Source organism: Actinokineospora diospyrosa (assembly GCF_024171925.1).
Classification (GTDB): Bacteria; Actinomycetota; Actinomycetes; order Mycobacteriales; family Pseudonocardiaceae; genus Actinokineospora; species Actinokineospora diospyrosa.
Genome location: NZ_JAMTCO010000009.1, coordinates 1 through 26,460 on the forward strand (window position 1 = coordinate 1; position 26,460 = coordinate 26,460).

Below are 26,460 nucleotides of genomic sequence, written 5' to 3' on the forward strand. Positions count from 1 at the left end.
ACACCCGTGGCAGGACCGCACAGCAGGGGCCGAAAAGCATGGCCCTGTCCGCTACCGACGCTACGGGTGCCGTCCCCCCACGCAAAACAAGTCCGCCCCATCGAGCTGGCCTGGCACCAGCGACTCCGACTGCGCGGGGCTGGGAAGGCGGGCTGAGGCGGACCTGACGAAAGCGAGTTGGCACCGCCGAGTCCGAGTGTCTAGGGGCTGAGCAGGTGGGCTGGGGCGGACCTGACGGGGACGGGTTGGCACCGCAACTTCCGAGTGTCCAGAGGGGCTGGCACTGTGGGTTGGGGTGGACCTGGCGGGGGGCGAGTTGGCGCCAAGGGGTCCGAGTGTCCAGGGCTTGCTAACCACAGCATTTGGGGTATCCAAGGGCGTGGGTTAACCGCCGGTGGGGTCGATGATGCCGAGTAGCTTGCTCTGGTGGGTGAACTCCCTGTGCAGCTTCAGAGTGTGGACTCCGGCTACCGAGGCGGTGACTGGCGGGATGAGACCCAACGCGGCTGGTCTGCTCGCCCACCTCTCCATCCACATCGCGGTCATGCCATAAGCGGCCAAGAGGCGCAGATAGATCTCCTGCCATTGGCGTATTCGGCGGCGGTCTTCCTCACTGGTCGGGAGGCGCACGGAGCTGAGTTTCCACCAGCCCGCGTCGAGGACCTCGTGGTAGCGGCGCATCTGGAGCGCGTTCGCCTTCCGCCCTGCTTTGGTCCGCAGAGGGGGGACCTCGATGTCCTGGTCGACCTTGACCAGGTTGGCGCGGATCGCCAGGCACAGTGGAGATATCTCGGCCGCGTACCGCTTGATGTCCTGGGGTGGGGCCGACCGGTGTTGGGCGGGTTCGGGCTCAGGGGGCAGCGGCGGAACGTCCCCGGGAGCGGGCTTGACCCGGCGTCGCTGTTTGGTGATCACGCGGACCAGGTCCTCGATCCCGGGGCTGCTCAGCTCGGTGACCGCGTAGTGACCGGTCAGCGCGGGCATCAGGAACCGCGGGAGGTCGGCGGGGGAGTGGGTGGGTAGGACGACCGGGAGGATCTTGGCGGTCCACTCGCGGGGGGACTGGTGCAGAAGGTCGCGCAGGATCGTCGTCTCGGCGAGCACCCGGTCGGCGTGGGCGGTTCCGCTGGCCGCGGCGGCGTAGCGGGGTGAGGCGACGGCGATGGTGTGGTCGGTGGTGAGGATCGCGCGGGTGGCCCAGGCCTGCCAGTCCTGGCGCTCGTGCACCCACTGGTCCAGCACGACGTCGATGCCTGCGGCGACCAGGAGGCGGGCGAGGAAGCGGACGTCGTCCTCGTGCTCGGTTGTGTCGTGCGCGTAGCTGACGAACACCTGGGGCAAGGTCGGGTCCCCTCCGGCGGGCGCGTGGGCGTCGGCGATCATCCCACGGGTTTCCCGGCCGCAGAAGGTAGCCGCAGAAGGCAATCGCGCCCTCAGCCGAGCATGAGGACGCGATCGTCAACCAGCGGGGTCCCTAGCCGATGGGCAGTTCGGCCCGCACGTCGTCGCCCCGGTGGGTCAGGGTGGCACCGCAGGTGCGCAGTGCCCCGAGCGCCGCGGCGTTGCCCGTCGAGGTGTCCGCGACGATCGTGCGCACGCCCGCGGCGGCGGCCTCGGTGACCAGGGCCCGCAGGGCGGCGGTCCCGATCCCCTTGCCGCGCGCGGAGCGGCCCAACCACATGCCGGTCTCCGCCTCGTCCTGCGAGAGCCGGGCCATCCGGATCATGCCGGTCAGGCTGCCCTCCGCCTCCACCGCGTACATCACCGTCCCGTTCGCGCCGTGGAAGTGCGCGCGGTGGAACTCGCGGAACGCGTTCTCCGTCGCCGGGGTCCACGTGCTCGTGCTGTCCGGGACCGGCATCACGTCGATCGGGCGCGCCTCGTGCACCGCCACGCTCAGCAGCCGCTCGGTGGTCGCCTCGTCCAGCGGCACCAACCGCACCGTCGGGTTGGTGGGCTTGTCCGCGCGCACGACGTCGTGGATGCGGTCCAGGAAGCGGCGGGCCAGGGCCAGCTCGGCCCCGTCGAACTCGCGCATGGCGTCGACCATGTCGGTGATCAGGCCGCCGTAGAACGACCAGCCGAGGCGGATCGCGTCGTCCTGGACGCTGAGCAGGACCCGTCTGCGGTCCCGGTTGTCCCGGGTTCTGCGCACGTAGCCCGCGCGGACCAAGCGGTCGACCAGGGCCGTGACCGAGGCCGAGTTGAGCGCCAGCTTGCCGCTGAGCCACCCCGGCGTCGCCGGGACCTCTTCGCGCCGCGCGTCGAGCAGGTGCATCAGCGCGCGCAGGTCCGTCGGATGCAGGCCGTTGGCGGCGGCGAACTCCGCGGCCATCAGGTCGAGTCTGCCGGTGATCCGGCGCAGCAGGTGTACCAGCTCCAGTCCCGCGTCCCCGTCGTCCACGTCCACGTGGCACCTCCGCGTGAGCGCCGCCTCGTGGGCAGGCGCGCCGAGTGAGAAGAAGTTCTAAGGGGCAGACCGGCGGTCTGCCTGCCACAACACACCCGGCTGCAACGGGCTGAGCGGCTGCCCGGGGTTGACCCGAGCAGCCGCCCACATCCGGCCCGTCCCAGCCGGAGATCTAGCCGCGCAGCGCGGTGATCAGCTCACCGTTGGAGGTGTCGCCGGAGAGCTCCCAGAAGAAGGAGCCGCCGAGACCCTGCGCCTTGCCCCAGTTGCGCTTGCCCGCGACAGTGGCGGGGGTGTCGTAACCCCACCAGTTGCCGCCGCAGAACGCGTACGCGGTGCCACCGATGGTGCCGGTGGAGGGGCACTTCGTCTTGAGGACCTTGTAGTCCTCGAACCCGGCCTCGTAGGTGCCCTGGGCCGCACCGGTCGCGGTGCCGCCCGGGGTGGCCTGCGTGACGCCGGTCCAGCCGCGGCCGTAGAAGCCGACGCCGAACAGGATCTTGCTCGCCGGGATGCCCTTGGACTTGAACTTGTTGATCGCGCCCTCGGTGGTCCACTTGTCCTTCGGGATACCGGGGTAGGCGGTCAGCGGCGAGTGCGGGTTGGTCGGGCCCTTGGTGTCCCACGCGCCGAAGAAGTCGTAGGTCATCGGCATGACCCAGTCCAGGTACTGGACCGCGCCCGCGTAGTCGGCGACGTCGAGCTTGCCGCCGTCGGCACCGTCGGCCGAGGTCGCCGCGGTGATCAGGTTGTTCGCGCCGAACTTGTTGCGCAGGGCCTGGGTCACCGCCTTGAACGAGTCCGGACCGCTGGTGTCGCAGGTCAGACCGCAGGCGTTCGGGTACTCCCAGTCGATGTCGATGCCGTCGAACACGTCGGCCCAACGGGGGTCCTCGACCAGCTTGTAGCAGGAGTCGGCGAACGCGGCCGGGTTCTTCGACGCCTGGCCGAAGCCGCCGGACCAGGTCCAGCCACCGAAGGACCAGAGGACCTTCAGGTTCGGGTACTTCTTCTTCAGCTTGCGCAGCTGGTTGAAGTTGCCGCGCAGCGGCTGGTCCCACGTGTCGGCGACACCGTCGACGCTGTCGGCGGCGGTGTAGGCCTTGTCGTAGTCGGCGTAGGAGTCACCGATGGTGCACTGGCCGTTCTGGACGTTGCCGAACGCGTAGTTGATGTGCGTCAGCTTCGCCGCCGAACCGCTGGTGTCGACGTTCTTCACGTGGAAGTTGCGCCCGTAGACGCCCCACTGGATGAAGTAGCCCACGAGCTTGTTCCCCGGCGGGGGGTTGCCCGTCGTGGTGGTCGTGGTCGACGACGAGGAGGAGGTCGTGGTCGTCGTGGTGGACGACGACGTCGTGGTCGTGGTCGACGAGGTCGGCGACGTCGTGGTCGTGGTCGTCGTGGTGGTGGTCGGGTTGGTGCCGCCGCCACACGCCTGACCGTTGAGCGTGCAGTTGCTCGGCGAGCCGGGGCCCGAGCCGTTGAACCCGAACGAGGCCGTGCCACCGGCCGGGACGTTGCCGTTCCAGGACAGGTTCGAGAACTTGTAGTGATTACCCGTCTTGGTCAGCGACGCGTCCCACGCGGACGGGATGCTGGTGCCCGCGGGCAGGTCGAACTCGACGACCCAGCTGGTGAGCGCGGAGCTGCCACCGTTGCGCACGGTGACCTTGCCCGTCCAGCCGGATCCCCAGTCCTGCGTCTTCTGGAACTCGGCGGTGGGCGAAGCGGCGCCACTGGCTGGCGCTGCCACGATTCCGAACGTGACGGCGGCCGCGGCGATGGCCGCCGCGGTCAGGTGCCATCTGATCCTGGACAATTGTTCACCTCGGAAGGGAGCAGGGATAACACTGTCTACCGTGGTCCAGACCAATTATTCGGGACAAGGTCTAGACCAATAGTCTCACTCGAATGGAGTAGTGCCGCCAATCGAACGGACCGTCTGGGTGCGCGTGCGAACACGCGCGGTCACCGATCGGTGAGACCGGTGGGGTTGGTGTGCCTGGCTCGACCGGACACCGCGGCTGCGCTGATCACCTCCGCCGCCGCGCGCAGGCTCGAGCGCGAGCCGCCGAAGGTGTCGATCCGGCCCAGCGCGCCCAGATCGGGCCCCGCCGTGCCGGTCTCCACGTGCACGACGGCGGTGGCGGCCCGCACCAGGCCCGCCACCAGCTCGAGCACCGCGGGGTGCCGGTGCGCGTCACGGGTGGTCACGACGACCTCCCGCCCGCGCGCCAGCTCGAACAGCCCGCCCGGCTCCGCCGCGGTCACCCGCAGGGCCCTCGTGCCGGGGAGCAGTTCGACCAGGTGCGGTCCGAGTCCCCAGGGGACCGGGCCCGCGGCGATGGTCGGTTCGACCTCGACGTCGACCACCACCAGTTCTTGGGACAGCGCGGGCAGGTGGGTGGTCCGGGTCGCTTTGCGCGCCACGGCCATGCCCAGCTCCACCTCGTCGCGCGCGGCGACACCGCCCGCTGGCGCGACCCCCAACGAGCGGGTGCGCTCGGCGGCCTCGGCCAACCGCTGCTCGGACAGCGTGCCCGCCACGACCTCCGCGACGATCCGCTCGACGATCACGGCCACCGCGTCGGCGTCGGCGATCTCGCCGCCGATGCACAGCGCGTCCGCGCCCGCGCGCAGCGAGCGCACCGCGGCGTCGGCGAGGCCCGCCGCGTTGCCCAGGTGCCCGGCCACCGCGCCCATCTCCAGCGCGTCGGTGACCACCGCCCCGGTGAAGCCCAGCTGCCCGCGCAGCACGTCCAGGATCGCCGTCGGGTTGACCGTGGCGGGGTCGTCGCCCCACTCGGGCACCACCAGGTGCCCGGTCATCACCGACCGCACCCCGGCGGCGATGGCCGCCCGGAACGGGACGAGCTCCACCGCGTCGAGCTCCTCCGGCGTGCGCGGCAGCACCGGCAGCGTGAAGTGCGAGTCCGAGGTGGACGCGCCGTGGCCGGGGAAGTGCTTGGCGCAGGCGGCGACACCGGCGCTCTGCATGCCGCGCACGTAGGCGGCCACGTGCGCGGCCGTCGCGTAGGGGTCCGCGCCGAAGGCGCGCACCCCGATGATCGGGTCGTCCAGGGTCAGCGTCAGGTCCGCGCACGGCGCGAGGTCCAGGGTGACCCCGCAGGCGGCGAGCCGGGCGCCCAGCGCGGTGCCGACCTCGGCGGTGAGGCCGAGGTCGCCCGCCGCGCCGAGCGCCAGCGGCCCGGGCAGCGTGGAACCGGTGGCGGCGTCGAGCCTGGTGACGTCGCCACCCTCCTCATCGATGCCGATGACCACGTCACCGCGCTCGGCCCGCAGTTGCGCGGTCAGCGCGGCGACCTGCTCGTCGTCGACGATGTTGCGCCCGAAGAGCACCACCCCGCCCAGGCCCTCGGCCAACCTGGCCAGCACCCAGTCCGGGGCGCTCGTGCCCGCGAACCCGGGCAGCAGCACGGCTTCGGCCAGCGCGTGCAAGCGCGAGGTGGCCATCAGCCCTTCACCGCCCCGGCCGTGGAACCCGAGACCAGCTTGCGCTGCACCAGCAGGAAGAAGATCAGCGCGGGGATCGCGTAGATCACCGAGGCCGCCATGATGCCGCCCCAGTCGGTGCCGAACGCGGTCTTGAACGAGGAGAGCCACACCGGCAGCGTCTGCTTGTCCTTCTCCCGCATGAACACCAGCGCGTAGAGGAACTCGTTCCACGCGGTGATGAAGCTGAACACCGAGGTGGCGACCAGGCCGGGGCCCAGCAGCGGCAGCGTGACGCGGGTGAACACGCCCCAGCGCCCGCAGCCGTCGACCATCGCGGCCTCTTCCAGCTCGATCGGGATGCCCTTGACGAAGCCGCGCAGCGTCCACACCGTGAACGGCAGCGTGAAGGCCACGTAGACCAGCAGCAGGCCCCACAGCGAGTTGAGCAGGTCGGCGTCGCGCATGATCAGGTACATCGGCACGAACAGCGCTTCCAGCGGCGCCAGTTGCGCGATCAGCACCAGCAGGATGAAGCCCTTGCGGCCGCGGAAGCGCAACCGCGCCAGCGGCACCGCGGCCAGCAGCCCCGCCGCCAGCGCGCAGGCGACCGCGCCGAGGGTGACGATCAGGCTGTTGGTCAGGAAGGTCGTGAAGTCGGGCTTGGTGATGGCGTTGACGAAGTTCTTCAGCGTCGCCGTGGTCGGGATCAGGTCGTAGGCGGGCGAGAGGATCTGCGCCGGGGTCTTGAGCGCGGTGGTGAACATCCAGTAGGTCGGGAACAGGAAGAACCCGGCCAGCACCAGGCCGAACACCGCGAGGGCCACGCGCTGGGCGGGCGACTTGTGCAGCATGGCTCTACAGCTCCGTTTCCGGTGAGCGGACCAGCAGTCGCATGTACCGCCAGGTGACCGCGACCAGGACCACCAGCATCAGCACCGCGACCGCGGCGGACACGCCGAAGTGGCTGGCCGCGATGCCCCTGAGGTAGAGCAGCACCGGCAGGGTCGTGCTCTCCCCGTCCGGGCCGCCCTGGCGGATGGCCCAGACCTGGGTGAAGACCTTGAAGTCCCACAGCACCGACAGGAACGTGACCAGGGTGAGCAGCGGGCGCACCGAGGGCCAGCTCACCGCGCGGAAGGCCGCCCACCCGGACGCGCCGTCGATCGCGGCGGCCTCGTAGAGGTCCTTCGGCGTGCTGACCAGCCCGGCGTAGAGGGTGAAGGCGATGAACGGCACCGCCTGCCACACCACCAGCAGGCCGACCACGGCCAGCGTTGAGGTGCCGCTGGTGAACCAGGAGTAGCCCTTGAAGGAGTCGAACCCGATCAGCACCAGGGTCTTGTTCAAGATCCCGTACTGCTGGTCGAAGATCCACTGGAAGACCGTGGTGGTGGCGATGATCGGGGTGGCCCAGGCCAGCACCAGGCAGACCTGCAGCACGATGCGCACCCACCCGCTCAGGTGCCGCATCAGCACCGCGATGCCCAGGCCCAGCAGCAGCGTGGTGAGCACGACGACCGCGGTGAACAGCACGGTGCGCAGGCCGATGACCCAGAACTCCGGGTCGGTCAGGATCGCGGTGTAGTTGTCGAAACCGATCCACTTGAGCTCACCGCGGACGAGTTCGCCGAGGTCGAGCTTGCGGAAGCTGATCGCCAGCACCTGCAGCGCGGGCCAGGCCAGCAGCGCCAGCATCAGCACGACCGCGGGCGCGAGCATCAGGTAGGGGAGGGCTGTCTCGGACAGGGGGCGACGGGCCCGGCGCCGCGCGCCGGGCCGCGCGGCCGGCGGGGGGTTCCCCGCAGGCCGCGCGGTGTCCACGGTTGAGGTCATCTCGTCCCGCTAGCCGGAGAACGCCTTGTTCAGCGCGTCATTGGCGTCCTTGGTGGCCTGGTCGATCGACTTGGCACCGGTCAGGTAGGCGGTGAGCAGGTCCTTGATCGGGTTCTGCCCGGCCTCGATGGTCGCCCAGCCCGGGGTGGCCGGGACGGCCTTGCCGTTGGCCGAGGCCTTGGCCATCGCGGCGTTGATCGGGTCGGCCTCCAGGGCGCTGACGTCCTTCGAGGTGCCCGGGATCATGCCGACCTTGGCGAACTCACCCTGGTACTTGTCGCTGGCGATCAGCTTCAGGTAGTCGCGGGCGAGGTCCTTGTCCTTGCTGTTGGCCGGGATGGCCAGGTTCGAGCCGCCCTGGAAGACCGGCGCGGTCTTGCCAGCGGTCTTGGACGGGATCGGGAAGGCCCCGGTCTTGTCCTTGATCGTCGGGTCCGACTTGGCGGCGGTGGGCAGCTCCCACGGCAGGCCGATGAACATGGCGACCTTGCCGCCGCCGTAGATGCCCGCCTGCTCGGGGGTCTGCTCGTCGGCGTCCTTGGGCGCCTTGGTGCCCGACTCCTCGACCAGCTTCTTGTAGAACTCCAGGCCCGCCTTGGCCTCCGCGCTGTCGAGCGTGGCGGTGAACTTGGTGCCGTCCTTCTTGGCGATGTCGCCGCCCTCGTCCCAGATGAACGACAGCAGCGAGTACCAGTTCTGGCCCGGCAGGTACAGCGCCTGGAAGTCCGGGTCGCTGCCGAACTTGGCCTTCAGCTTGCCGATGGCGGCCAGCCACTCCTCGCGGGAGGTGGGCGGCGCGGTGATGCCCGCCTGCTCGAAGAGGTCCTTGCGGTAGAGGATCTCGCGGTTCGCGGCGTAGAACGGGATGGCGTACTGCTTGCCGTCCCACGAGCCGGAGTCCTTGAGGCTGGCCAGCCAGTTGGGGCCGTTGAAGTCGGCGACGTTGGCGGTCAGGTCCTCCAGCACGTTCTCGCTGGCGAACTTGGGCGCCTGGGTGTTGCCGATCTCGATCACGTCAGGCGCGTCGTTGCTGGCCAGCGCGGTGGTCAGCTTGTCCTGGATGCCGTTCCACTGCTGGATCTCGTACTTGACGGTGACGTCCTTGTGCGAGTCCTGGAACTCCTTGTGCAGCGTGTCGGTCAGCACGGTGGGAGCCGACCCGTTCATCAGCCACACAGTCAGCGTGCGCGGACCCGAGGGCGCGGGAGCCGAGGACGAGGTCCCCGTCTCACCTCCGGAACCGGCACACCCCGCGACCGCGAGCGCGACCGCGAACCCCCCGACCAAAGCCTTCGACCAACTTCTCACGGTGATGCATTCCTTCCGGACGCTGCTCCTCCCGGCACGAGAGGAGCGAAGGACTTGAGTGGTTTAGACCATTGCGATTAGAGTGGTCCGAGCTTCTCCGGCTGTCAAGATAAATGCTTAAACGTGACATCAGATGTCCGTCTCGACACGGGTCGCCGACGCATGGGCGAGCAAGGAACAACATGGGCGAGAACCTGCCTGGCGATGCCGTGGAAAACGGGAAGAAATCGCCTCGAACACCGAAGCACTGGGAGCTCAAGGAGCGCCTGGCCGACCTCTTGCGGGCGGTGTCCCCGGGTGGCTCGCTGCCCGGGGAGCGAGCCCTGGCCAGCGAGTTCGGCGTCTCCCGCACGACCGTGCGCAAGGCCCTCGCGGAGTTGACCGCGGAGGGCAGGCTGACCCGCGTGCACGGCAGCGGGACCTTCGCTGGCGAGGGCAAGCTGACCCAGCGGCTGCAGCTGTCCTCCTACACCGAGGACATGCGCTCGCACGGCCGCAGACCGACGTCGTCGCTGCTCGACGCCCGGATCGGGGCCGCCGACCCGGAGCTGGCCGCCCTGCTGGGCATCCGCTCCGGCGACGACGTGCTGCGCCTGCGCAGGCTGCGCCGGGCCGACGGCGAGCCCATGGCGATCGAGACCTCGCGGCTGCCGCTGCCGCGCTTCCCCGGCCTGGACCGCTTCGTCGGCGACGGCTCGCTCTACGGCGTGCTCTACCAGCACTACGGGGTCGAACTGGGGCACGCGGAGGAGACCATCGAGACCGCGCTGGCCACCCCGGCCGAGGCCGCGCTGCTGGGCAATGAGGCGGGCGCGCTCATGCTGCTGCTGTCGCGCCATTCCTTCGACACCGAGGGCCGACCGGTGGAATGGGTGCGGTCGGTATACCGGGGAGACCGTTACAAGTTCGTTGCGACCTTGGTCTCCCCGCAATCGTCGGATGAATCCACCGAACGCGAGCGGGAGCGCTGAACGACCATTCCGGTTCGGCGGGTTCGCCGGGCCGGAATGCATTCCCCGAACGCCACCGGGCACCGCGCGCGCATTGTCGCTGCCGCGGTTTCCCCGGGGGGCTCCGGTGCGGTGGGGCTGGGACGCCGCGGGGGACGTCCTGGCGGCCGCCTCGGCGGTCGCGGGGTGCTCTCCTCTGCTCGGCTGCGGGGTCGTGGGCCGGGTGGTCATCGGTGCCGACTTCGGTGGGGACGACGTCGCGGGGGTCACCGGTCCGGGTAGGGCCGGCCGGGCACTCCAGGTCTGCGCTGCCAGGGCCGGGGACCGGTCAGTGGCCGGTACTCCACCCCGAGCGCGTCCAGCCGGGGCAGGTGGTGGGTGGCCACCCGCTCGACGAACTCCTCGGTGTCCGCGCGACCGGGTGCGGTCCGCGGGCTCCAGACCACCTCGGCGAACGCGGCGAGGCGGGGGAAGGCAGCGTAATCGACGCGCCGCGGGTTGTCGAAGTGCTCCGACCACAGCTGCGCCTGCGCGCCCAGCACCCGCGGGTGCGCCGCCGCGGGCAGCTCGGCGGGGATCGGCTCGTAGCCGCGCACGTCGGCCAGCGTGCGCACGAAACCGACCGGGATCGGCTCGTCCGGGTCGTCGGACTGCCGGTGGTCGAGGTAGACCCGCTGCTCGGGGCACATGACCACATCGTGCCCCGCCAGCGCCGCGCGCACACCCGCTGCCTCGCCGCGCCAGGACGCCACGATCGCGCCGTCGGCCAGGTCACCGGCGTCGAGGATCTCGTCCCAGCCCAGCACCCGTCGCCCGTTCGCGGCCAGGTGCGCGGCCATCGTGCGGATGAACCAGCCGTGCAGCTCGTCGGGGGAGTCCAGGCCGAGCTCCTCGACCCTGGCCTTGACCGCGGTGCTCGCGTGCCACTGGGTGGTCGGCACCTCGTCGCCGCCCAGGCAGATCACCGGCGAGTCGAAGATCGCGAGCACGTGGTCGAGGACCGCGCGCAGGAAGTCCAGGGTGGACTCCGCCGGGTCCAGCACGGCCTCGCTGACCCCCCAGGCGTGCCACACCTCGACCGGGTCCTTGGTGACGCCCAGGTGCGGGTAGGCCGCGATGGCGGCCTGGCTGTGCCCGGGCAGGTCGATCTCGGGCACCACGGTGATGTGCCTGGCCCGCGCGTAGGCGACGATCTCGCGCAGGTCGTCGGTGCTGTAGAAGCCGCCGTGCGGGCGGTTGTCGTGGCTGTCGTCGCCGTCGGGCTGCCTGCCGACCCACGAGCCTGCGCGCCACGCGCCGACCTCGGTCAGCAACGGGTACCCGGGCACCTCGACCCGCCAGCCCTGGTCGTCGGTCAGGTGCAGGTGCAGCACGTTGAGCTTGTGCGCGGCCATCAGGTCCAGGAACCGCAGCACGCCAGCCTTGGGCATGAAGTGCCTGGCCACGTCCAGCAGCACCCCGCGCCAGCCGAAGCGGGGGTGGTCGGTGATCTCGCCGCAGGGCAGTTCCCACGGTCCCCGGTGGACGTCGGCGGCGCGGAAGGCGTCCGGACCGAGCAGTTGGCGCAACGTCTGCACGGCGTGGAAGGCGCCAGCCGGGTCGTGCGCCCGAGCGTCTACGCCCGTGGGCGATATGGAAAGTCGGTATCCCCCGGGGCGTGGCACGGCGACCGGGTCGAGCGCCACTGTGGAGGTGTCGAGCACCGCGGCGGGGGAGTCGACCAGCAGCGCGCCGGGGTCCCGCCTGGCCGAGACCGGCCGGGGGAGCAGGGTCTCGAAGCCGGTCATCGGAGCGGCGGTCCCTTCCACGTTCGGTTGCGCTCTGTGCAACCTTCGTTTCACTGGCGGCAATGGTGTGGATGGTAGGGCCGCCGTCCCGGTGGCACAAGCACCGCCGGATCAGGCGAAGGCGACCCAGCAGGCACCACGCACGGTGACCTCTCCCGCGACCGGTCCGGGTAGCCCGGTGGCCGGGTCGAGCGGCAACCAGGCGACCGTGCCGGAGTGCTGGTTGGCCACGTACAGCCAGGTCCCGTCCGGTCCGAGCGCGCAATGCCGTGGCCATGCGCCACCCGCTGAGGAGGTCTGGACCAATTGTGGCGCACCGGGGCCGATCCGCAAAACCCCCACCGCGTTCTCACCGCGCGTGCTCACGTAGAGGAACCGGCCGTCGGGGCTGGTGATGATCTCCGCCGGGTAGGTCGGGTCCGGCGCGCCGGGGCCGGTGACGGTCACCGCGGCGCCGCGCTCGAGCACCCCGGTGGCCGGGTCCCACGCCGCCGCGGTGACCGTCGGGGTCAGTTCGCCGAGCACGAACACCCGGTCACCGTCCGGGTGGAACACCAGGTGCCGGGGCCCGGTCCTGGCCGGGAGGTCCATCCGGGAGTGTTCGGCGAGCTCCCCGGTGGCCTGGTCCAGGCGCAGCACGAACACCGCGTCGAGGCCGAGCGCGGTCGCCAGCAGCCACCGGCCGCTCGGGTCCGGCACCACCTGGTGGGCGTGCGGGGCCGCGCCGCTCGCCGGGTCTTCCAGCAGCAGCGCCGACCCCAGCGGGCGCGGTGAGCCGTCGGGGTCGAGCGGGTGGCTGGTCACGACGCCGTCGCTGTAGTGCGCGGTGACCAGGTGCCTGCCGAACACCGCCAGGTGCGTCGGACCCGCGCCGCCCGAGGGTTGCGCGGCCAGCACCACGGGCCGCTGGGGGTCGGTGACGTCCACCGCGGTCACGACCCCGTCGGGCAGTTCCGACACCGCGTAGAGGGTGGACCGGTCCGCGCTGAGGGCCAGTGCGGAGGGCTCGCGCACCTGCCGGAGCGCGCCGGTGACGGTGAGCGGCCCACCGTCCTCGGTGGCCACCACCAGCCCGTCGCCGTCGAGGGTGCCGATGTAGGCGGTACGGGTCATCTCAGGCACCTGTCCGTCGGATGGAGTGGCCGGGCAGCGCGCCGGTCGGCTCGCCGCCCTCGAGCACCGGGACACCGTTGACCAGCACGTGCGCGATGCCGGTCGCCCGCTGCCGGGGCTCGGGGTAGGTGGCGGTGTCGGCGACCGAGACCGGGTCGAACAGCACCAGGTCCGCGGCGTGGCCCACCCGGACCAGGCCGCGGTCGCTCAGCCGGAGCCTGCGCGCGGCCCGCCCGGTCAGGTGCGCGACGCACTCCTCCAGGCCCAGCACGCCCGCCTCGCGCACGTAGTGGCCCAGGTAGCGGGGGAAGGTGCCCCACGCCCGGGGGTGCGGCCGGTCGCCGACCAGCAGGCCGTCGCTGCCGCCGGTGTGCGCGGGGTGGCGCATGATCGCCCGCACGTTGTCCTCGTGGCCCACGTGCATCAGGCACGAGGTGCCCAGCCGCTCGGCGAGCAGCGTGTCGGCGAACAGGTCGAACGGGGCGACCCCGGCCGCGGCGGCCGACTCGGCGACGGTGCGCCCGACCAGGTGCCGGTTGGCCGCCAGCCGCACCGCGTTGATCTCGATGGTGGTCCAGTCCACCGGGACGCCGTGGCAGCCGTCGGAGCCGCGCACCTCCAGGTCCACCCGGACCCGCTCCCTGGTGTCCACATCGGACAACCGGACCAGGGTCTCGGCCACGCCGCCCGCGGCCGCCCAACTCGGCAGCAACGCCGACAGGTAGGTCGCGCCAGCCAGGTAGGGGTAACTGTCCAAGGTGATGTCAGCGCCCCGCGCGATCGCGTCGTCGAGCAGTGCCAGCAGGTCGCCTGCCTTGCCTGCGTTCTCGGGGAAGTTCATGGTGGCGTGCGCCAAGTGCAGCGGGCAGCCCGTGCGCAGGCTCAGCTCCACCATCTCTCTATAGGCCTCCAGTGCGCCCGCCCCGTAGCTGCGGTGGTGCGGGCTGAAGTACCCGTCGTGCGCGGCCACGACCTCGCACAGCGCCTCCAGTTCCGCCATGTCCGCGTACATGCCGGGCGTGTAGGTCAGCCCCGCGGACAGGCCCACCGCGCCCTCGCGCAACCCCGCCGCGGTGACCTCCCGCATCCGCTCGAGCTCCGCGGCCGTGGCGGGCCGGTCGTCCAGGCCCATCACCAGCATCCGCACCGTCCCGTGCGGCACCAGGTAGGCGGCGTTGACCGCGATCCCCTTGTCCAACCGGCCCAGGTAGCAGCCCACGTCGCGCCAGTTCCAGTCGAACCCGGGCGGGTCGCCGTTCCAGCCCGACAGCTGCTCGCGCAGCACCTCGATGGTGCGGTCGTCCACCGGGGCGTAGGACAGCCCGTCCTGCCCCAGCACCTCCAGCGTGACCCCCTGCGACACCTTGGCCAGGTGGTCGGGCTCGGCCAGCAGCCGCAGGTCCGAGTGCGAGTGCATGTCGATGAACCCCGGCGCCAGCACCAGCCCGTCGGCGTCCACCACCCGCCCCGGGCCCCGCCGCGCCAGCTCACCGGCCGGGTCGAGGGCGGCGACCCGGCCCGCGCTCACGAGCACGTCGGCCCGGTAGCCGGGCGAGCCGGTGCCGTCTACGACTGTTGGCCCACGGAAGAGGATGTCCGGTGCGGTCATGTCAGAAGAAGGTACGGACCAGGTCCACGACGGTCTCACCGTCGGTCCCGGTGAGCGGCAGCAGTTGCCACTTGTCGAACACCGTGCACGGGTGCGACAGGCCGAGACCGACCCAGTCGCCCACCGCGATGCGGGTGTGCGACCCGACCGCGAGGAACGCGTGCTGGTCGTTGAGCGCGCTCACCCGGGCGTCGTGCAGCCCGTGCGTGCCGGTCGCGGTCCGCAGCACCTGCGGCTCGGGCAGGTCGATGTCGTAGGGCACGTCCCGCTTGCCCACCGCCAGCAGCGCCAACCCCGGCTCCGGCCGCGACACCACCTGCGCCCAGGCCCGCAGCGCCGAGCGCAGCGGCGGCACCGAGGACACCCTCGGGTGCGCGCCCAGCGGGGAGACGCCGCGGTAGAAGCCGTCGTCGTGGGTGATGTAGGCACCGCTGCGCAACACCGGCAGCACGGGCAACCCCGCGGGCCACGGCGCGGTGAGCGCGTCGGCGACCCGGTCGAAGAACGCGCTGCCGCCCGCGGTGACCAGCACGCTGTCGGTCTCGAACTGGCCGCGCAGCATCGCCACCGTCTCGCGCATCCGGCCCAGGAACGCGTCCACCGCGGCCAGGCTGTCCTCGCTCCCGTCCGACCCGGCGGGCCCCTCGTAACCGCCCACCCCGGCCAGCCGCAGCGCCGGGCTCGCGGTGATCGCCGCGGCCACCGCGCGGGCGGTGGACTGGTCGCGCACGCCCGTCCTGCCGCCCGCGATCCCGACCTCGACCAGCACCCGCACCGGGCGCGTCAGCGGCACCGCGGTCAGCGCCTCGGTCATCAGCTCCACCCCGCGCACCGAGTCCACCCAGCAGGTGAACTCGAAGTCCGGGTCCGCGGCCAGCTCCCCGGCCAGCCAGGCCAGACCGCCCGGGTCGAGCAGCTCGTTGGCGAACAGCACCCGGCTCACCCCGAACGCCCGGTACACCCGCAGCTGCCCGACCGTGGCCGCGGTGATGCCCCACGCGCCGTGCCCGAGCTGGCGGGCGAACAACGCGGGCGCCATCGTCGTCTTGCCGTGCGGGGCCAGCGCCAGCCCGCGCTCGGCGCACCAGGCGGCCATGGTGGCCAGGTTGTGCTCGAGGGCCCCGTTGTCCAGCGCCACCACCGGCCCGGTGAACCCGTCGCGGAACAGGCCGGGGCGCCTGGCCAGCGCCTCCCGGACGGTCAGCCCGAACAGCCCGTGCGGGATCGACTTGAACCGCCAGTCCAGCCGCTCCCCGGCCAGCTCCGCCACCGCGTCCTGGTCGATGCGCGCCGTAACAGCCACCCGTGCCCCCTCGTTGTCCGGGGCGTCGGGCGCCCCGCCGGTGAATCCACCACAAGCCAACCGTGCGGTGGTGGCGGCGTCACCCGCCGACCAGGCACTCTGGCGGATCCCACCCCCGGGACGGAGCCCCGGGCGGACTCGGTTGCGTTCCGCGCGCCGACCTGGCCGCGATCCACGCGCGATCTGATTGCGTTGCGCGCAACGAGTAGTGCGCTATGTGATACGCAGTGTGTAGCATCTGGCGGGTACCGGTCAACGGCGCCGGATGCTCTGGTGGGTGTGGAGGCTGGGTGCGCGACTCTGGTGACGGGGTGTCCGGGGCACGGGTTGTGTGCCTGGGCGAGTCGATGGCCGTGTTCGTCCCGGCCGAGGCCGGGCCCGCCGAGGGGGTCACCGCGTGGACCCGCACCGTCGGCGGTGCCGAGTCCAACGTGGCCAGCACGCTGGCCAGGATCGGTGTCCCGTCGGCCTGGGTGAGCGCCGTGGGCGACGACCCGTTCGGCCGGGCCGTGCTGGCCGCGGTCGGCTCGGCGGGGGTGGACGTCAGCGGTGTCGTGGTCGACCCGACCCGGCCGACCGGGCTCTACGTCAAGGAAAGCGACGCGGCGGGCAGCCCGGTCCGCTACTACCGGCGCGGGTCGGCGGCCTCGGCGATGGGACCCGACCTGCTCGAGCGGCTCGACCTGACCGGCGTCGAGGTCATCCACGTCAGCGGGATCACCGCCGCGCTCTCACCGGACTGCCTCGCCCTGCTGCGCGCCGTGATGGACCTGCCGAGGACGGGCCACAAGGTGAGCTTCGACCTCAACTGGCGTCCCGCGTTGTGGGCCGACGCCGACCCGGCCGTGCTGCGCGAGCTCGCCGACCGCGCCGACACCGTCCTCGTCGGCGCCGACGAGGCCGAGACCGTCTGGGGCGCGACGACCCCCGCGCAGGTCCGGGCGGTCCTGCCGAACCCGGGGACCCTCGTGGTGAAGCAGGGCGCCGTCGGGGCGACCCTGCTGCGCCACGACCGGCCCGAGGTGTTCGAACCGGCGCTGGCGGTCGAGGTCGTGGAGCCGGTCGGCGCCGGGGACGCCTTCGCCGCCGGGTACCTCGCCGCGACCCTGGACGGGGCGGCACCGTCGCGGGCGCTGCGCTGCGGCCACGTGCGGGCCGCGACCGTGCTGCGCACCCACCACGACGTCGCCGACCCGGTGCCCGCCGACGTGCTCGAGCGCCTCGTCGACGTGGACGCCGCGACCTGGGCGGCGACCGCGTGGACCGGCGCCGGGGTCGGTGCCCGGTGAGCCAGAGCCTCGACCGCGCGCTGATCCTGCTCGACGCCCTCGCCGGGGGGCCGCGCACCCTCGACCAGCTCGCCGAGCACGCGGGCGTGCACAAGACCACCGTGCTGCGGCTGCTGCGCACCCTGGAGTCGCGCCGGTTCGTCCAGCGCGACGACGCCCGCCACTACCGCCTCGGCACCGCCCTGTTCGACCTGGCCAACCGCTCCCTCGACAGCCGCGACGTGCGCCGCTGCGCCGAGGCGGCGCTGCGCGAGCTCAACGAGCTGACCGGGCACACCGTGCACCTGGCCAGCTACGAGGGCGGCGAGGTCGTCTACATCGACAAGTACGAGAGCCGCCACCAGGTCCGGATGTACTCCCGGGTCGGCAAGCGGGCCGCGCTGCACTGCACCGCGGTCGCCAAGGTGCTCGTCGCCGCGCTCGAGCCGGGCCGCCGCGACCGGGTCGCCGCGGAGATCGACTACGTGCCGATGACGGCCAACACCATCACCTCCGCCGAGGCGTACCTGGCCGAACTGGCCGGGGTCGCCGCGCGCGGGTACGCGCTCGACGACTCCGAGCACGAGGACTTCATCCACTGCGTCGCCGCCCCGGTGCGCGGGCAGCGCGGCGAGGTCATCGCCGCGGTGTCGGTGTCGGTGCCGCGCGTCCTGCTCGACCACGACGGCCTGCTCGCCCTGGTGCCCGACCTGCTGCGCGCGGCGGAGCGGGCCTCGGCGGCGTGCGGGCACAACATGGCCGCGGCACCACCGACCGCGGTCGAACTCTGAGAGGAAACCCATGCCAAGGACCGCCCTGACCCCGCACACCGCGCCGTCGGACATCCCGCTCTCGCCGGGGGTGCGCAAGGGCAACATCGTCCAGGTCGCCGGCCAGGTGGCCTTCCACCCGGAGACCGGGGCCGTGGTCGGCACCACCGTCGCCGAGCAGACCGAGCAGGTCATGCGCAACGTGCTCGCCGTGCTCGCCGAGGCGGGCGCCACCGAGGCCGACGTGGTGATGTTCCGGGTCTACCTCACCGACACCGCGCACTTCGCCGAGATGAACGCCGCGTACGCGAAGTTCCTCTCCGACCCGCGCCCGGCCCGGACCACGGTCTACGTCGGACTGCCCGCGGGCCTGCTGGTGGAGATCGACGCTTTGGCCGTGCTTGACTGAACCACGGGGGGAACCACACGGGGTGTGGCGCGTCAGTAGGGGCGAGGAACGGCTCCCCGTGCGAGGAAAGGGTCACGATGGTCTTCAAGAAGATGCTGCGGGCGCTGGGGGTTGGCGGCCCGTCCGTCGACACCGTGCTGTCCAACTCCCGCGTGCATCCCGGCGGTGTGCTGACCGGTGAGGTCCGCATGGTCGGCGGCGACGCCGACTCCGACATCGACTACGTCGCGCTGTCGCTGGTCACCAGGGTCGAGCGCTCCGACGACAGCGTGGCGCCGGTCGAGTTCGACCGCGCGGTGGTCGCGGGCCGCTTCAGCCTGCCAGCCGGGCAGCAGCGGTCCATCCCGTTTCAGCTGCCGGTGCCGTGGGAGACCCCGGTGACCGAGGTGTTCGGCCGCCACCTGCACGGCATGGCGCTGGGCCTGCGCACCGAACTCGCCGTCGCCAAGGCGGTCGACAAGGGCGACCTCGACCCGCTGCACGTGGTGCCGCTGCGCTCGCAGGAGGCGGTGCTCGCCGCGTTCAGCCAGCTCGGGTTCCAGTTCAAGACCGCGGACCTGGAGGCGGGCCGCATCCACGGCGTGCACCAGCAGCTGCCCTTCTTCCAGGAGATCGAGTTCTACCCGCCCGCGCACCTGGCGCGCGGCATCACGCAGGTCGAGCTGACCTTCGTCACCGAGCCCAACGGCATGGCCGTCGTGCTGGAGGCCGACAAGCGCGCGGGCCTGTTCACCGCGGGCGGCGACGTCTACGGCCGCTTCAACGTCAGCCACGCCGACGCCGAGCGCACCGACTGGCGGGCCAACATCGAGCAGTGGCTCACCCAGGTCGCGGGCCGCCGCGCCCAGCACGGCGGTCACTCCGGTCACGGCGGGCACGGCTTCCACGGCGGCGGCCACCACGGCGGCCCCGGCGTCGGCGGCGTCGTGGCCGGTGCCGCGGCGGGCATCGTCGGCGGCATGGTCCTCGGCGAGGTCTTCGACGAGATCGGCGACTTCTTCGGCGGCGACGAGGACTAACCTGGGCGGCGTGTCACCGGACTTCGACCAGTTCTGGCGAGAACGCCACCTCTGCACCCTCACCACGGTGCGCCCCGACGGAACCCCCCACGTGGTCCCGGTAGGCGCCACCTACGACGCCGAAGCGGGCGTCATCCGCGTCATCACCTCCGGCGCGTCCCGCAAAGCCAGGAACGTCCTGGCGACGGGACGCGCCGTTGTGTGTCAAGTGGACGGTCGCAGGTGGACATCAGTGGAGGGTGCCGCCATCGTCCACACCGAACCATCCCGGATCGCCGACGCCGAACGCCGCTACGCCGAGCGCTACCGCACACCCCGGGCCAACCCGGAACGCGTGGTCATCGAGATCCGGTTCGAGCGCGTCCTGGGCACCGTGCGTTGAGCGCGCTCATGTGACCTCCAACACGGCCAACTCGACGTTGCCGGGCGTGAGGACGACAGCGTGGCTGCCGGTGACGAGCGCGGTGAACTGCACCCGTCCAGTGCCACCGCCGATCTCGGTTGTGAGGCCGAGGTCGGCGATAGACACCCGACCAGCCGCATCGGAGGCGACGGTCAGGTTGACGACCGAGCCGAGGGCGACGCGGTGCCTGCTCGACCGGTGATCGACACCGGTGTGTTCGATGTGGACGTTCACGACCGGTCGCGGGTCCGGGGTGGCCGGACCGGTCGCCGTCAGCGGCACCGCGACCGGGTTGGACGACGGTGCGGGCGGTGCCGGTTCGTCGGCCGTGCACGAGGTCGTCAGCAGTGCTGTCGGTGACCACGACGATCGCGGTCGACGCGCTCGGTCGTACGGTGAGCGAGACGCAGCCGCTCACCGCGAGCACTTCGGCCACCACTGGCTTCGGGTACGACGCGGCGGGCAACCAAACCCGCCTGACCGACGCCAACAACAACAAGACGATCTCCGGCTACAACGCCTGGAACCTGCTGGAGTCGGTCTTGGAGCCGACGACGCCGCAGCACAGCGCGGTTTCCAACCGCACCTGGACCACGACCTACGACGCCCTGCACAGACCTACGAAGATCGCGCAGCCCGGCGGTGTGGTGCGCAACCGGGTGTACGACGTGCTCGGCAACCTCACCAACGAGACCGGCACCGGCACGGCGGTCTCAACAGACGCCCGTGAGCTCGGCTACGACCTCGAAGGCCGCATCACCTCGGCGAAGGCGGGCACCGGGAACAACACCTACACCTACGACGATCGGGGAAACCTGCTGACCATGGCGGGCCCGTCCGGCACCGCGAGCCACACCTACGACGACAACGGCAGGCTCAGCAGCCGTACCGATGCCGCGGGCACTTCCTCGTTCACTTACACGCCAACCGGGAACCTGCTCACCGCGGCTGATCCCAGGACCGGGACCACCGCGACCTACGGCTACGACAACGCGGGACGGATGACCTCCGTCGGCTACGGCACCGGCAACGGCTCGCGGGCCTACACCTGGGACGACCTGGACCGAATGCTCACCGACAAGGTCAAGAACGCGGCGGGTGCGGACACCGCGTCCATCAGCTACGGCTACGACGACGCCGACCGGCTCACCAGCAAGACCACCAGCGGGACGGCGGGCGCGGCGAGCAACACCTATGCCCACGACCTGGCCGGGCGGCTCACCAGTTGGACCAGCGGTAGCACGACCACGGCCTACACCTGGGACAAGAACGGCAACAGGCTCACCGCAGGCTCGACGTCGTACACCTACAACCAGCGCAACCGGCTGGTGACCGCGGGCAGCACCGCGTACGACTTCACCGCCCGCGGGACGTTGGAGGGCACCACGACCGGCGGTGTCACCACGCAGTACCGGGCGGACGCCTTCGACCGACTGGTTGTCGACGGCACGCGCAACTACGGTTACGACAGCCTCGACCGCAGGATTGGCACCGGGGTTTCCTACAGCAGCATGGGCAACGACCTCGCGGCCGACGGGACCGCGACCTACAGTCGGCTGCCCAGTGGTGACCTGCTCGGTCTCACCCAGGGCGCCGCCAGCGGTCTGGCCTTCACCGATCGGCACACCGACCTCGTCGGCACCTACACCGCAGCCGGTGCGATCAGCGACTCCGCCGCCTACGACCCGTTCGGTTCCGTCCAAGCCCGTACCGGCCCGGCGCACCCGCTGGGCTACCAGTCCGAGTGGACCGATGACGTGACCGGTCGGGTCAACATGGCCGCCCGTTGGTACAACCCCGGCACTGGCACCTTCTACGCCCGCGACGACATCACCGGCCCGTCGGGTCCGGGCGCGGTCGGCCACAACCGCTACACGTACGGCAATGCCAGTCCGATGAACTACACCGATCCCTCCGGCCATCTGGGGCACTGCGCCGGGCCGGTGGCGTTGACTGCCCCCGCACCCCCTGTCGCCGCAGCGGTCGGGGCCATCTGCACCACCGCGACGATCCTCGTCCTTGTCTCCCGCATCGAGAAGTCGAACCTCGTGCGCAGCTTGGGACCGATGCCCCAACCGAAGCCGATCCTGCCCAACCAGCACGGTGGCCCCGACAGCCTCAGCGATGTGCCAGGGTGTCGAACGGTGGGGTGCGGGTCCAAGAAGCAGAACTCGAACCCGGTCTCGGTCGTGCCCGCTGGTGCGGGCGGCGGCGCCCCACCCAACCGTCCGCCGAAGTCGCGCGTGAGCACCGCGGCACCGGGTGGCGGTGGCGGTGGGTCGAACGGGGCGGCCGCGGCGGCGACCCGAGCGGCCCAGGCCGCTCGGGTGCTGCTCAAGGCGCTGACGCCGGTCGTCAAGCCGCCATCCGGTCCGACGCTGGCTCCCTCGGTGCTCACGCTGATCGCCGACGCGGGAACGATCGTCGCCTCGGTGGTGAGTGGCCAGACCGCCCTGCAGGGTGCGCTCCCAGGCTCTACCGATGAGCCACAACCTGGCCCGGGCGCGGGTGGGGGAGGCTCGACGGGCACGACCGGCGGGACCGATGAGAACCGCGGCAGGTGCACGCACAACTGGCAGGTATACGGACCACGTCAGCCGATCGTTCACAACGGGTTGGATGACAACCGTTCGACAATGGCAGTGGCCTGCGTCGTCTCAGTCAACACCGACGACCGGGTTGATCGGCGCTTGGAGCTTCCCGGACTCGACACCTCAGGGACATCGCGCATGGCGCGCTGCCACCTCATCGCGCACAAGCTCAACGGGTCGAACACCGACATCGCGAACTTTGTGCCCTGCGGCCAGGACCTGACCAACAACAGTTGGGGGTATTGGAAGTTCGAGTACAAGGTGGTCAAGCAGGTCAGGGATCACAACAACCCGGTACATATGACTGTGGTCCCCGTATACGCCGACGCCAACAACCCGGTGCCCACAGCCATCGTCGCGACCGCTGTGGGCAACGACAACAAGTGGGTGTGTACCGTATCCATCCCCAATGTGAACAAGGCGAAGGCAGCGGCGCATGGCATCACCTTCAAGGGGTGGCTGATTTGGTCAGTGCGATCGGTTGGTCCGGCACGCCGCACTACCTGCCGGACTGGTCGGTCACGGAGCGGTTGCTCGGGTTCGCGTTGCCCGACGACTACAAGCAGTTGCTCACCCTCGTGCCTGCGGGAGATTATGCGGGTGCAGTGCTGCTGGCGCCGCCTACGGTGAGCGGGCGTGAGGGGGACTTGCCGCACATGTTCGCGGGTGCCCTGGCGATCCTGCGGGAGGAGGTGGAGGACCTCCCGTACGGGGTCTACCCGCAGATCCCGGGCTTGTTGCCCTGGGCACGATGTACCCGCCCCGGAGCTGGCCTGCTGTTCTGGCTCGTGGACGGTGGGGATCCGGACAAGTGGCCGGTTGTGTTGTCGGATCTCAACTACGACCACTGGGAGGAGTTCGACGGCACGGCGGTCGACATCCTCTCCGCGTTGGTGGCGGGTGAGCTACCCAGTCAGATCTTGTCGCGATCAGAGGGCGCTGAGCCCTATCGCCCGCGGCAGGCCCGATCGGATGCGCACGGGAGCCTGTGGTGAGCGCGGTCGCGGAGTTGGCGACAGTGGTGGGGTGGGACGGGGCGTCCTACGCCACCACGGACTGGGACGTGGTGCACCGGGGGCTCGGGTTCGAGTTGCCCGAGGAGTACCTGGAGCTGCACCGGGTCTTCCCGCCGGGGGAGTTCTGGAGTCCTTCCGGTGACAGTGTGATCGTGCAGCCGCCGTACCGGGTTGATGGGGTTCCGGTGTTGCAGCGGCAGTTCCGCGTCGAGCTGGACGAGTTGCGGCAGTGGCGGGACGAGCACCCCGAGGACGTTCCGGATGCCGTGTTCCCCGAGCCCGGTGGGCTGGTTCCGTGGGCGCGGGGGAGCAGGCCGGTGCTGTTGTGGGATCCCTCGGCGTGGACGGTGGTTGTTTCCAGTGGCGGCATCTGGCGCTTCGACGACGACCACCCCGTTCTGGAGCGGTTCGCCTTGAGCGCCGTGGAGTTCCTGGTCGGGTACCTGACCGGGGAGGTCCGCAGTGTGCTGCTCGACCCGGAACCGGGGCCTGGTGGTCAGCCCCGGTTCCGGCCGTTGCCGAGCGACGAGTGGGAGCGGATGTCGGCGGTGCGTGGGCCGACGGTGCGCAAGATCTCGTTGCGGTGACTACTTCTTCGAGGTTCCTGCGGCCTTGAGGCCCGCGAGGTCACCGGCGCCGAGCAGCCTGCGCGAGGTGTCGCACGGGGCGCTGGAGGGGGTCATCGTCTGGGCGGCGTTGCGGACCTGGTCCACGTGCGCCAGACCCGCGGTGTGCAGGCGCTCGTGGGTCATGGTGGTCTCCAGGTCGTAGAGCTGCCCGGCGCAGTTGGCGGGCTTGGCGGTGAACCAGGTGTAGACCACGTTGTCGATCAGCGCGTCCGAGGCGATCACCACGCCCTTGGCGTTGAAGAACGTGCAGGTGTAGGCCAGCACCTTCGGCGGCAGCGCGCCCCAGCCGGTCACGCTCTTGCCGTCGTTGCCGGTGCAGGTCAGGTCGCTGGCGACCTGCGGCTTGATCTTCTCGGTGCCCGCGTACTTGTAGACCGTGGTCAGGCCGCTGGTGATCCCGCACCGGTTGAGGCCCTTCGCGACCGTGTCGCCGGAGCTGGTGATGGCGGCCAGCGCGGTGCTCGCCACCGCGGCCGGGGCGCCGTCGCCGTTGTAGTACCAGTTGTAGGTGCCGCTGACCTTCCACGTCTTGAGCGCGTAGCTGCTGTCGGTGCACGCGGTGTCCTCCGCGGGGGCCGAGGCGCCCGCGTACTGCGCGTCGTCGTCGGCGGCGTAGATCGCCTGCCCCACGACGAACACCTGCTCGTCTGCGGTCCCCGTCGACTCGGGCGCCGCCGGGGCCACCGCGAGTCCGGCGGCGAGGGCGATGGCGAGGGCGACGGTGACCTTGCTGCGGCGCATGACAAGTCCTTCCACTCGACAAAGTGTGGCGTGGGTCACTATGGCAGTCAGCTTGACACGGCCTGGGAGCGAAAGAGTTGAGCGGACAGTTGCCGTTCGGTTGCGCAACGTAGCCACCTGTGGGTGACATCCGCGTTGTGCGGGGCGGTTCGTCCGGATTTACCGTGGATCACGCCGGGCCCGTCGGGGAGCCCGGCGTCGGAGGGGGTGAGCGCGGTGCCGTCCCGGATCCTCGCGGTGGAGCACGACCCGGACGTCCTCGTGGTGCTGCGGCTGCTGTTCGACGGCGCGGGCCACGACCTGCGTTGCGCCCGCGATGGGCGCTCCGGGTTGCGCGCGCTGCACGAGTACCGCCCCGACCTGCTGCTGCTGCACCTCGGCCTGCCCGGCGTCGGCGGCATGGACGCCTGGAAGGTGCTGCGCCGGGTGCGCGAGCTCGCCGACCTGCCGGTGCTGCTGCTCTCGCCCGACCACGGCGTCGCCGACACGGTCCGCGGCCTGCGCGCGGGCGCCGACGACGTCCTCACCACCCCGTTCGCCCCGATCGAGCTGCTCGCCAGGGTCGAGGCGCTGCTGCGCAGGACCGGCCGCGACCACGCGGGCGTCGGCGAGGTCTACGACGACGGCGACGTCCGGGTCGACCCGCGCACCCGCCTGGTCACCGTCGGCGGCCGCGAGCTGGAGCTGACCGGGACCGAGTTCCGCCTGCTCACCGTGCTCGTGCGCAACGCGGGCGCCGCCCTCACCCTCACCGACCTGCTCGCCTCGGTGTGGGACGACCCGACCGGCATCGCCACCGACCGGGTCAAGTTCGCGGTGCTGCGCCTGCGCCGCAAGCTGGGCTGGGCGGGCAACGACGCGCCCCTCTCGGCCGTGCGCGGCGTCGGTTACCGCTACCGACCGGCGGGGGTCCGCCGCTACGGCCCGCTGACCTCGGTCTGACCGCTTCCTTACCGCGCCGCGTCCGCTGGCAGACCCCGAACAGGCCGGTGGCCCGCTCCCTGGTTGGGAGCGGGCCACCGGCCGTGTCGAGTGGGGGACTACCGGGTCGCGCGGGCGGCGAGGGCCTTGAGGCCCGCGTAGTCACCGGCGCCGAGCAGGCGGCGCGAGGTGTCGCAGGGCGAGCTGGCCGGGGTCATCACCTGGGCGGCGTTCTTGGCCTGGTCGACGTGCCCGAGGCCCGCGGTGTGCAGCCGCTCGTGGGTCAGCGTGGTCTGCAGGTCGTACTGCTGGCCGGTGCAGTTGGCGGGCTTGGTGGTGAACCAGGTGTAGGCCACGTTGTCGATCAGCGTGTCCGAGGCCACCACGGCGCCGCGGGCGTTGTAGTAGGTGCAGGTGTAGGCGAGCATCTTCGCCGGCAGCGCGCCCCAGCCGGTGACGGACTTGCCGTCGTTGCCGGTGCAGGTGGCGTTGGTGGCGACCTGCGGCTTGACCGCGGTGGTGCCCGCGTACTTGAAGGTGCTGGCGGTGATCGCGGCCTGGCCGCAGCGGTTGGTGGCCTTGGCGACGGTGTCGGTGGCGGCGGTGATGGTGCCCAGCGCGGTGCCCGCGATCTTGGCCGGGACGCCCGCGCCGTTGTAGAGCCAGTTGAGCGAGTTCACCTTCCACGTCTTGAGCGCGTAGGTGGAGTCGGTGCACGAGGTGTCGGCGGCGGCCTTCGCGGCCGAGCCGGTGGCGGCGTCCCCGCCGACCGCCTCGTCGTAGGTGTAGGCGGTCGCGACCAGGTACAGCTCGGTCTCGTCGGCGGCGTCGGCGACCGGCTGCTCGGCGAGGATCACGGCGCAGGCAGCGAGAACAGTGGCCAGTGCTGCGGTCATCTTGCTGCGGCGCATCGGTGGTCCCCTT

General features: G+C 71.2%; 24 protein-coding genes. 10 read left to right on the plus strand and 14 right to left on the minus strand.

Features of this window, described 5'->3' with window-relative positions; translation table 11 throughout:
- Nucleotides 1-384 precede the first annotated feature (384 nt).
- The 7 genes from LV75_RS18260 to LV75_RS18290 all read right to left on the minus strand — a co-directional run bounded on the left by LV75_RS18260 (nt 385) and on the right by LV75_RS18290 (nt 9,007).
- Nucleotides 385-1,383 carry a toll/interleukin-1 receptor domain-containing protein gene (locus LV75_RS18260; RefSeq protein ID WP_253888149.1) on the minus strand — a complete coding sequence of 333 codons (999 nt, stop codon included), beginning with the start codon at nt 1,381-1,383 and terminating at the stop codon, nt 385-387.
- Between the two features lie 91 nt (nt 1,384-1,474).
- Nucleotides 1,475-2,410 (minus strand): GNAT family N-acetyltransferase, encoded by a 936-nt coding sequence (locus tag LV75_RS18265; protein WP_253888150.1) that lies wholly within the window; start codon nt 2,408-2,410, stop codon nt 1,475-1,477.
- Nucleotides 2,411-2,582: 172 nt separating this feature from the next.
- Entirely contained in the window at nt 2,583-4,229 is a 1,647-nt protein-coding gene (locus LV75_RS18270; protein WP_253888151.1) for a glycosyl hydrolase family 18 protein, read from the minus strand.
- A gap of 149 nt (nt 4,230-4,378) precedes the next feature.
- The gene (locus LV75_RS18275; RefSeq protein WP_253888152.1) at nt 4,379-5,884 is read right to left on the minus strand and encodes a glycoside hydrolase family 3 N-terminal domain-containing protein; all 1,506 of its coding nucleotides are present in this window, start codon (nt 5,882-5,884) and stop codon (nt 4,379-4,381) included.
- Complete coding sequence (locus LV75_RS18280; RefSeq protein ID WP_253888153.1) at nt 5,884-6,717, minus strand: carbohydrate ABC transporter permease; 834 nt, start codon at nt 6,715-6,717, stop codon at nt 5,884-5,886. The genes LV75_RS18275 and LV75_RS18280 overlap by 1 nt, the downstream gene beginning before the upstream one ends.
- A gap of 4 nt (nt 6,718-6,721) precedes the next feature.
- Nucleotides 6,722-7,699, minus strand: a complete 978-nt coding sequence (locus LV75_RS18285; RefSeq protein ID WP_253888154.1) for a carbohydrate ABC transporter permease — start codon at nt 7,697-7,699, stop codon at nt 6,722-6,724.
- A 9-nt stretch (nt 7,700-7,708) separates the two neighbouring features.
- Complete coding sequence (locus LV75_RS18290) at nt 7,709-9,007, minus strand: sugar ABC transporter substrate-binding protein (RefSeq protein ID WP_372504195.1); 1,299 nt, start codon at nt 9,005-9,007, stop codon at nt 7,709-7,711.
- 182 nt (nt 9,008-9,189) lie between these two features.
- Here LV75_RS18290 and LV75_RS18295 point away from each other — a divergent pair, with 182 nt between their 5' ends.
- A complete protein-coding gene (locus tag LV75_RS18295) occupies nt 9,190-9,978 on the plus strand; it encodes a GntR family transcriptional regulator (RefSeq protein ID WP_253888156.1) in 789 nt (262 codons plus the stop codon).
- A 245-nt stretch (nt 9,979-10,223) separates the two neighbouring features.
- Here LV75_RS18295 and LV75_RS18300 read toward each other — a convergent pair whose 3' ends face one another.
- The 4 genes from LV75_RS18300 to LV75_RS18315 all read right to left on the minus strand — a co-directional run bounded on the left by LV75_RS18300 (nt 10,224) and on the right by LV75_RS18315 (nt 15,769).
- Complete coding sequence (locus tag LV75_RS18300; RefSeq protein ID WP_253888157.1) at nt 10,224-11,744, minus strand: beta-N-acetylhexosaminidase; 1,521 nt, start codon at nt 11,742-11,744, stop codon at nt 10,224-10,226.
- Between the two features lie 111 nt (nt 11,745-11,855).
- Entirely contained in the window at nt 11,856-12,857 is a 1,002-nt protein-coding gene (locus LV75_RS18305) for a lactonase family protein (protein ID WP_253888158.1), read from the minus strand.
- Between the two features lies 1 nt (nt 12,858).
- Complete coding sequence (locus LV75_RS18310; RefSeq protein ID WP_253888159.1) at nt 12,859-14,466, minus strand: N-acyl-D-amino-acid deacylase family protein; 1,608 nt, start codon at nt 14,464-14,466, stop codon at nt 12,859-12,861.
- A gap of 1 nt (nt 14,467) precedes the next feature.
- On the minus strand, nt 14,468-15,769 hold the full coding sequence (locus LV75_RS18315) for an amino acid deaminase (RefSeq protein WP_253888160.1): 1,302 nt from the start codon (nt 15,767-15,769) through the stop codon (nt 14,468-14,470).
- Between the two features lie 290 nt (nt 15,770-16,059).
- On the opposite strand from LV75_RS18315, the gene LV75_RS18320 reads away from it, so the two are divergent.
- The 5 genes from LV75_RS18320 to LV75_RS18340 all read left to right on the plus strand — a co-directional run bounded on the left by LV75_RS18320 (nt 16,060) and on the right by LV75_RS18340 (nt 19,617).
- The gene (locus LV75_RS18320) at nt 16,060-17,058 is read left to right on the plus strand and encodes a sugar kinase (RefSeq protein ID WP_308211003.1); all 999 of its coding nucleotides are present in this window, start codon (nt 16,060-16,062) and stop codon (nt 17,056-17,058) included.
- A complete protein-coding gene (locus tag LV75_RS18325; RefSeq protein ID WP_253888161.1) occupies nt 17,055-17,828 on the plus strand; it encodes an IclR family transcriptional regulator in 774 nt (257 codons plus the stop codon). Before LV75_RS18320 ends, LV75_RS18325 begins: the two co-directional genes overlap by 4 nt.
- 10 nt (nt 17,829-17,838) lie before the next feature.
- Complete coding sequence (locus tag LV75_RS18330; protein WP_253888162.1) at nt 17,839-18,216, plus strand: RidA family protein; 378 nt, start codon at nt 17,839-17,841, stop codon at nt 18,214-18,216.
- Nucleotides 18,217-18,293: 77 nt separating this feature from the next.
- Nucleotides 18,294-19,235 (plus strand): sporulation protein, encoded by a 942-nt coding sequence (locus tag LV75_RS18335; protein ID WP_253888163.1) that lies wholly within the window; start codon nt 18,294-18,296, stop codon nt 19,233-19,235.
- Nucleotides 19,236-19,245: 10 nt separating this feature from the next.
- Nucleotides 19,246-19,617 (plus strand): pyridoxamine 5'-phosphate oxidase family protein, encoded by a 372-nt coding sequence (locus tag LV75_RS18340; protein ID WP_308211004.1) that lies wholly within the window; start codon nt 19,246-19,248, stop codon nt 19,615-19,617.
- Nucleotides 19,618-19,623: 6 nt separating this feature from the next.
- Here LV75_RS18340 and LV75_RS18345 read toward each other — a convergent pair whose 3' ends face one another.
- A complete protein-coding gene (locus LV75_RS18345) occupies nt 19,624-19,920 on the minus strand; it encodes a hypothetical protein (RefSeq protein ID WP_253888164.1) in 297 nt (98 codons plus the stop codon).
- A 74-nt stretch (nt 19,921-19,994) separates the two neighbouring features.
- Here LV75_RS18345 and LV75_RS18350 point away from each other — a divergent pair, with 74 nt between their 5' ends.
- Genes LV75_RS18350 through LV75_RS18360 form a run of 3 tightly spaced genes read left to right on the plus strand, consistent with a single transcriptional unit; the run spans nt 19,995 to nt 23,832 of the window.
- Complete coding sequence (locus tag LV75_RS18350; RefSeq protein ID WP_253888165.1) at nt 19,995-22,859, plus strand: RHS repeat-associated core domain-containing protein; 2,865 nt, start codon at nt 19,995-19,997, stop codon at nt 22,857-22,859.
- Nucleotides 22,856-23,224, plus strand: a complete 369-nt coding sequence (locus LV75_RS18355; RefSeq protein WP_253888166.1) for a hypothetical protein — start codon at nt 22,856-22,858, stop codon at nt 23,222-23,224. The genes LV75_RS18350 and LV75_RS18355 overlap by 4 nt, the downstream gene beginning before the upstream one ends.
- Nucleotides 23,221-23,832, plus strand: coding sequence for a hypothetical protein (locus LV75_RS18360; RefSeq protein WP_253888167.1), 612 nt, complete (start codon nt 23,221-23,223; stop codon nt 23,830-23,832). The genes LV75_RS18355 and LV75_RS18360 overlap by 4 nt, the downstream gene beginning before the upstream one ends.
- On the opposite strand, the gene LV75_RS18365 is transcribed toward LV75_RS18360, so the two are convergent.
- Nucleotides 23,833-24,615, minus strand: coding sequence for a peptidase M10A (locus LV75_RS18365; protein ID WP_253888168.1), 783 nt, complete (start codon nt 24,613-24,615; stop codon nt 23,833-23,835).
- Nucleotides 24,616-24,831: 216 nt separating this feature from the next.
- Here LV75_RS18365 and LV75_RS18370 point away from each other — a divergent pair, with 216 nt between their 5' ends.
- A complete protein-coding gene (locus tag LV75_RS18370) occupies nt 24,832-25,557 on the plus strand; it encodes a response regulator transcription factor (RefSeq protein ID WP_253888169.1) in 726 nt (241 codons plus the stop codon).
- Between the two features lie 98 nt (nt 25,558-25,655).
- Here the strand turns inward: LV75_RS18370 and LV75_RS18375 are convergent, their stop codons facing one another.
- Nucleotides 25,656-26,447, minus strand: coding sequence for a peptidase M10A (locus LV75_RS18375; RefSeq protein WP_253888170.1), 792 nt, complete (start codon nt 26,445-26,447; stop codon nt 25,656-25,658).
- Nucleotides 26,448-26,460: the final 13 nt, after the last annotated feature.

Coding starts and splice junctions, on each gene's coding strand:
- LV75_RS18260 (WP_253888149.1), bottom strand. CDS start 1,383: ATGATCGCCGACGCCCACGCGCCCGCCGGAGGGGACCCGACCTTGCCC.
- LV75_RS18275 (WP_253888152.1), bottom strand. CDS start 5,884: ATGGCCACCTCGCGCTTGCACGCGCTGGCCGAAGCCGTGCTGCTGCCC.
- LV75_RS18280 (WP_253888153.1), bottom strand. CDS start 6,717: ATGCTGCACAAGTCGCCCGCCCAGCGCGTGGCCCTCGCGGTGTTCGGC.
- LV75_RS18285 (WP_253888154.1), bottom strand. CDS start 7,699: ATGACCTCAACCGTGGACACCGCGCGGCCTGCGGGGAACCCCCCGCCG.
- LV75_RS18295 (WP_253888156.1), top strand. CDS start 9,190: ATGGGCGAGAACCTGCCTGGCGATGCCGTGGAAAACGGGAAGAAATCG.
- LV75_RS18300 (WP_253888157.1), bottom strand. CDS start 11,744: ATGACCGGCTTCGAGACCCTGCTCCCCCGGCCGGTCTCGGCCAGGCGG.
- LV75_RS18305 (WP_253888158.1), bottom strand. CDS start 12,857: ATGACCCGTACCGCCTACATCGGCACCCTCGACGGCGACGGGCTGGTG.
- LV75_RS18310 (WP_253888159.1), bottom strand. CDS start 14,466: ATGACCGCACCGGACATCCTCTTCCGTGGGCCAACAGTCGTAGACGGC.
- LV75_RS18330 (WP_253888162.1), top strand. CDS start 17,839: ATGCCAAGGACCGCCCTGACCCCGCACACCGCGCCGTCGGACATCCCG.
- LV75_RS18335 (WP_253888163.1), top strand. CDS start 18,294: ATGGTCTTCAAGAAGATGCTGCGGGCGCTGGGGGTTGGCGGCCCGTCC.
- LV75_RS18365 (WP_253888168.1), bottom strand. CDS start 24,615: ATGCGCCGCAGCAAGGTCACCGTCGCCCTCGCCATCGCCCTCGCCGCC.
- LV75_RS18375 (WP_253888170.1), bottom strand. CDS start 26,447: ATGCGCCGCAGCAAGATGACCGCAGCACTGGCCACTGTTCTCGCTGCC.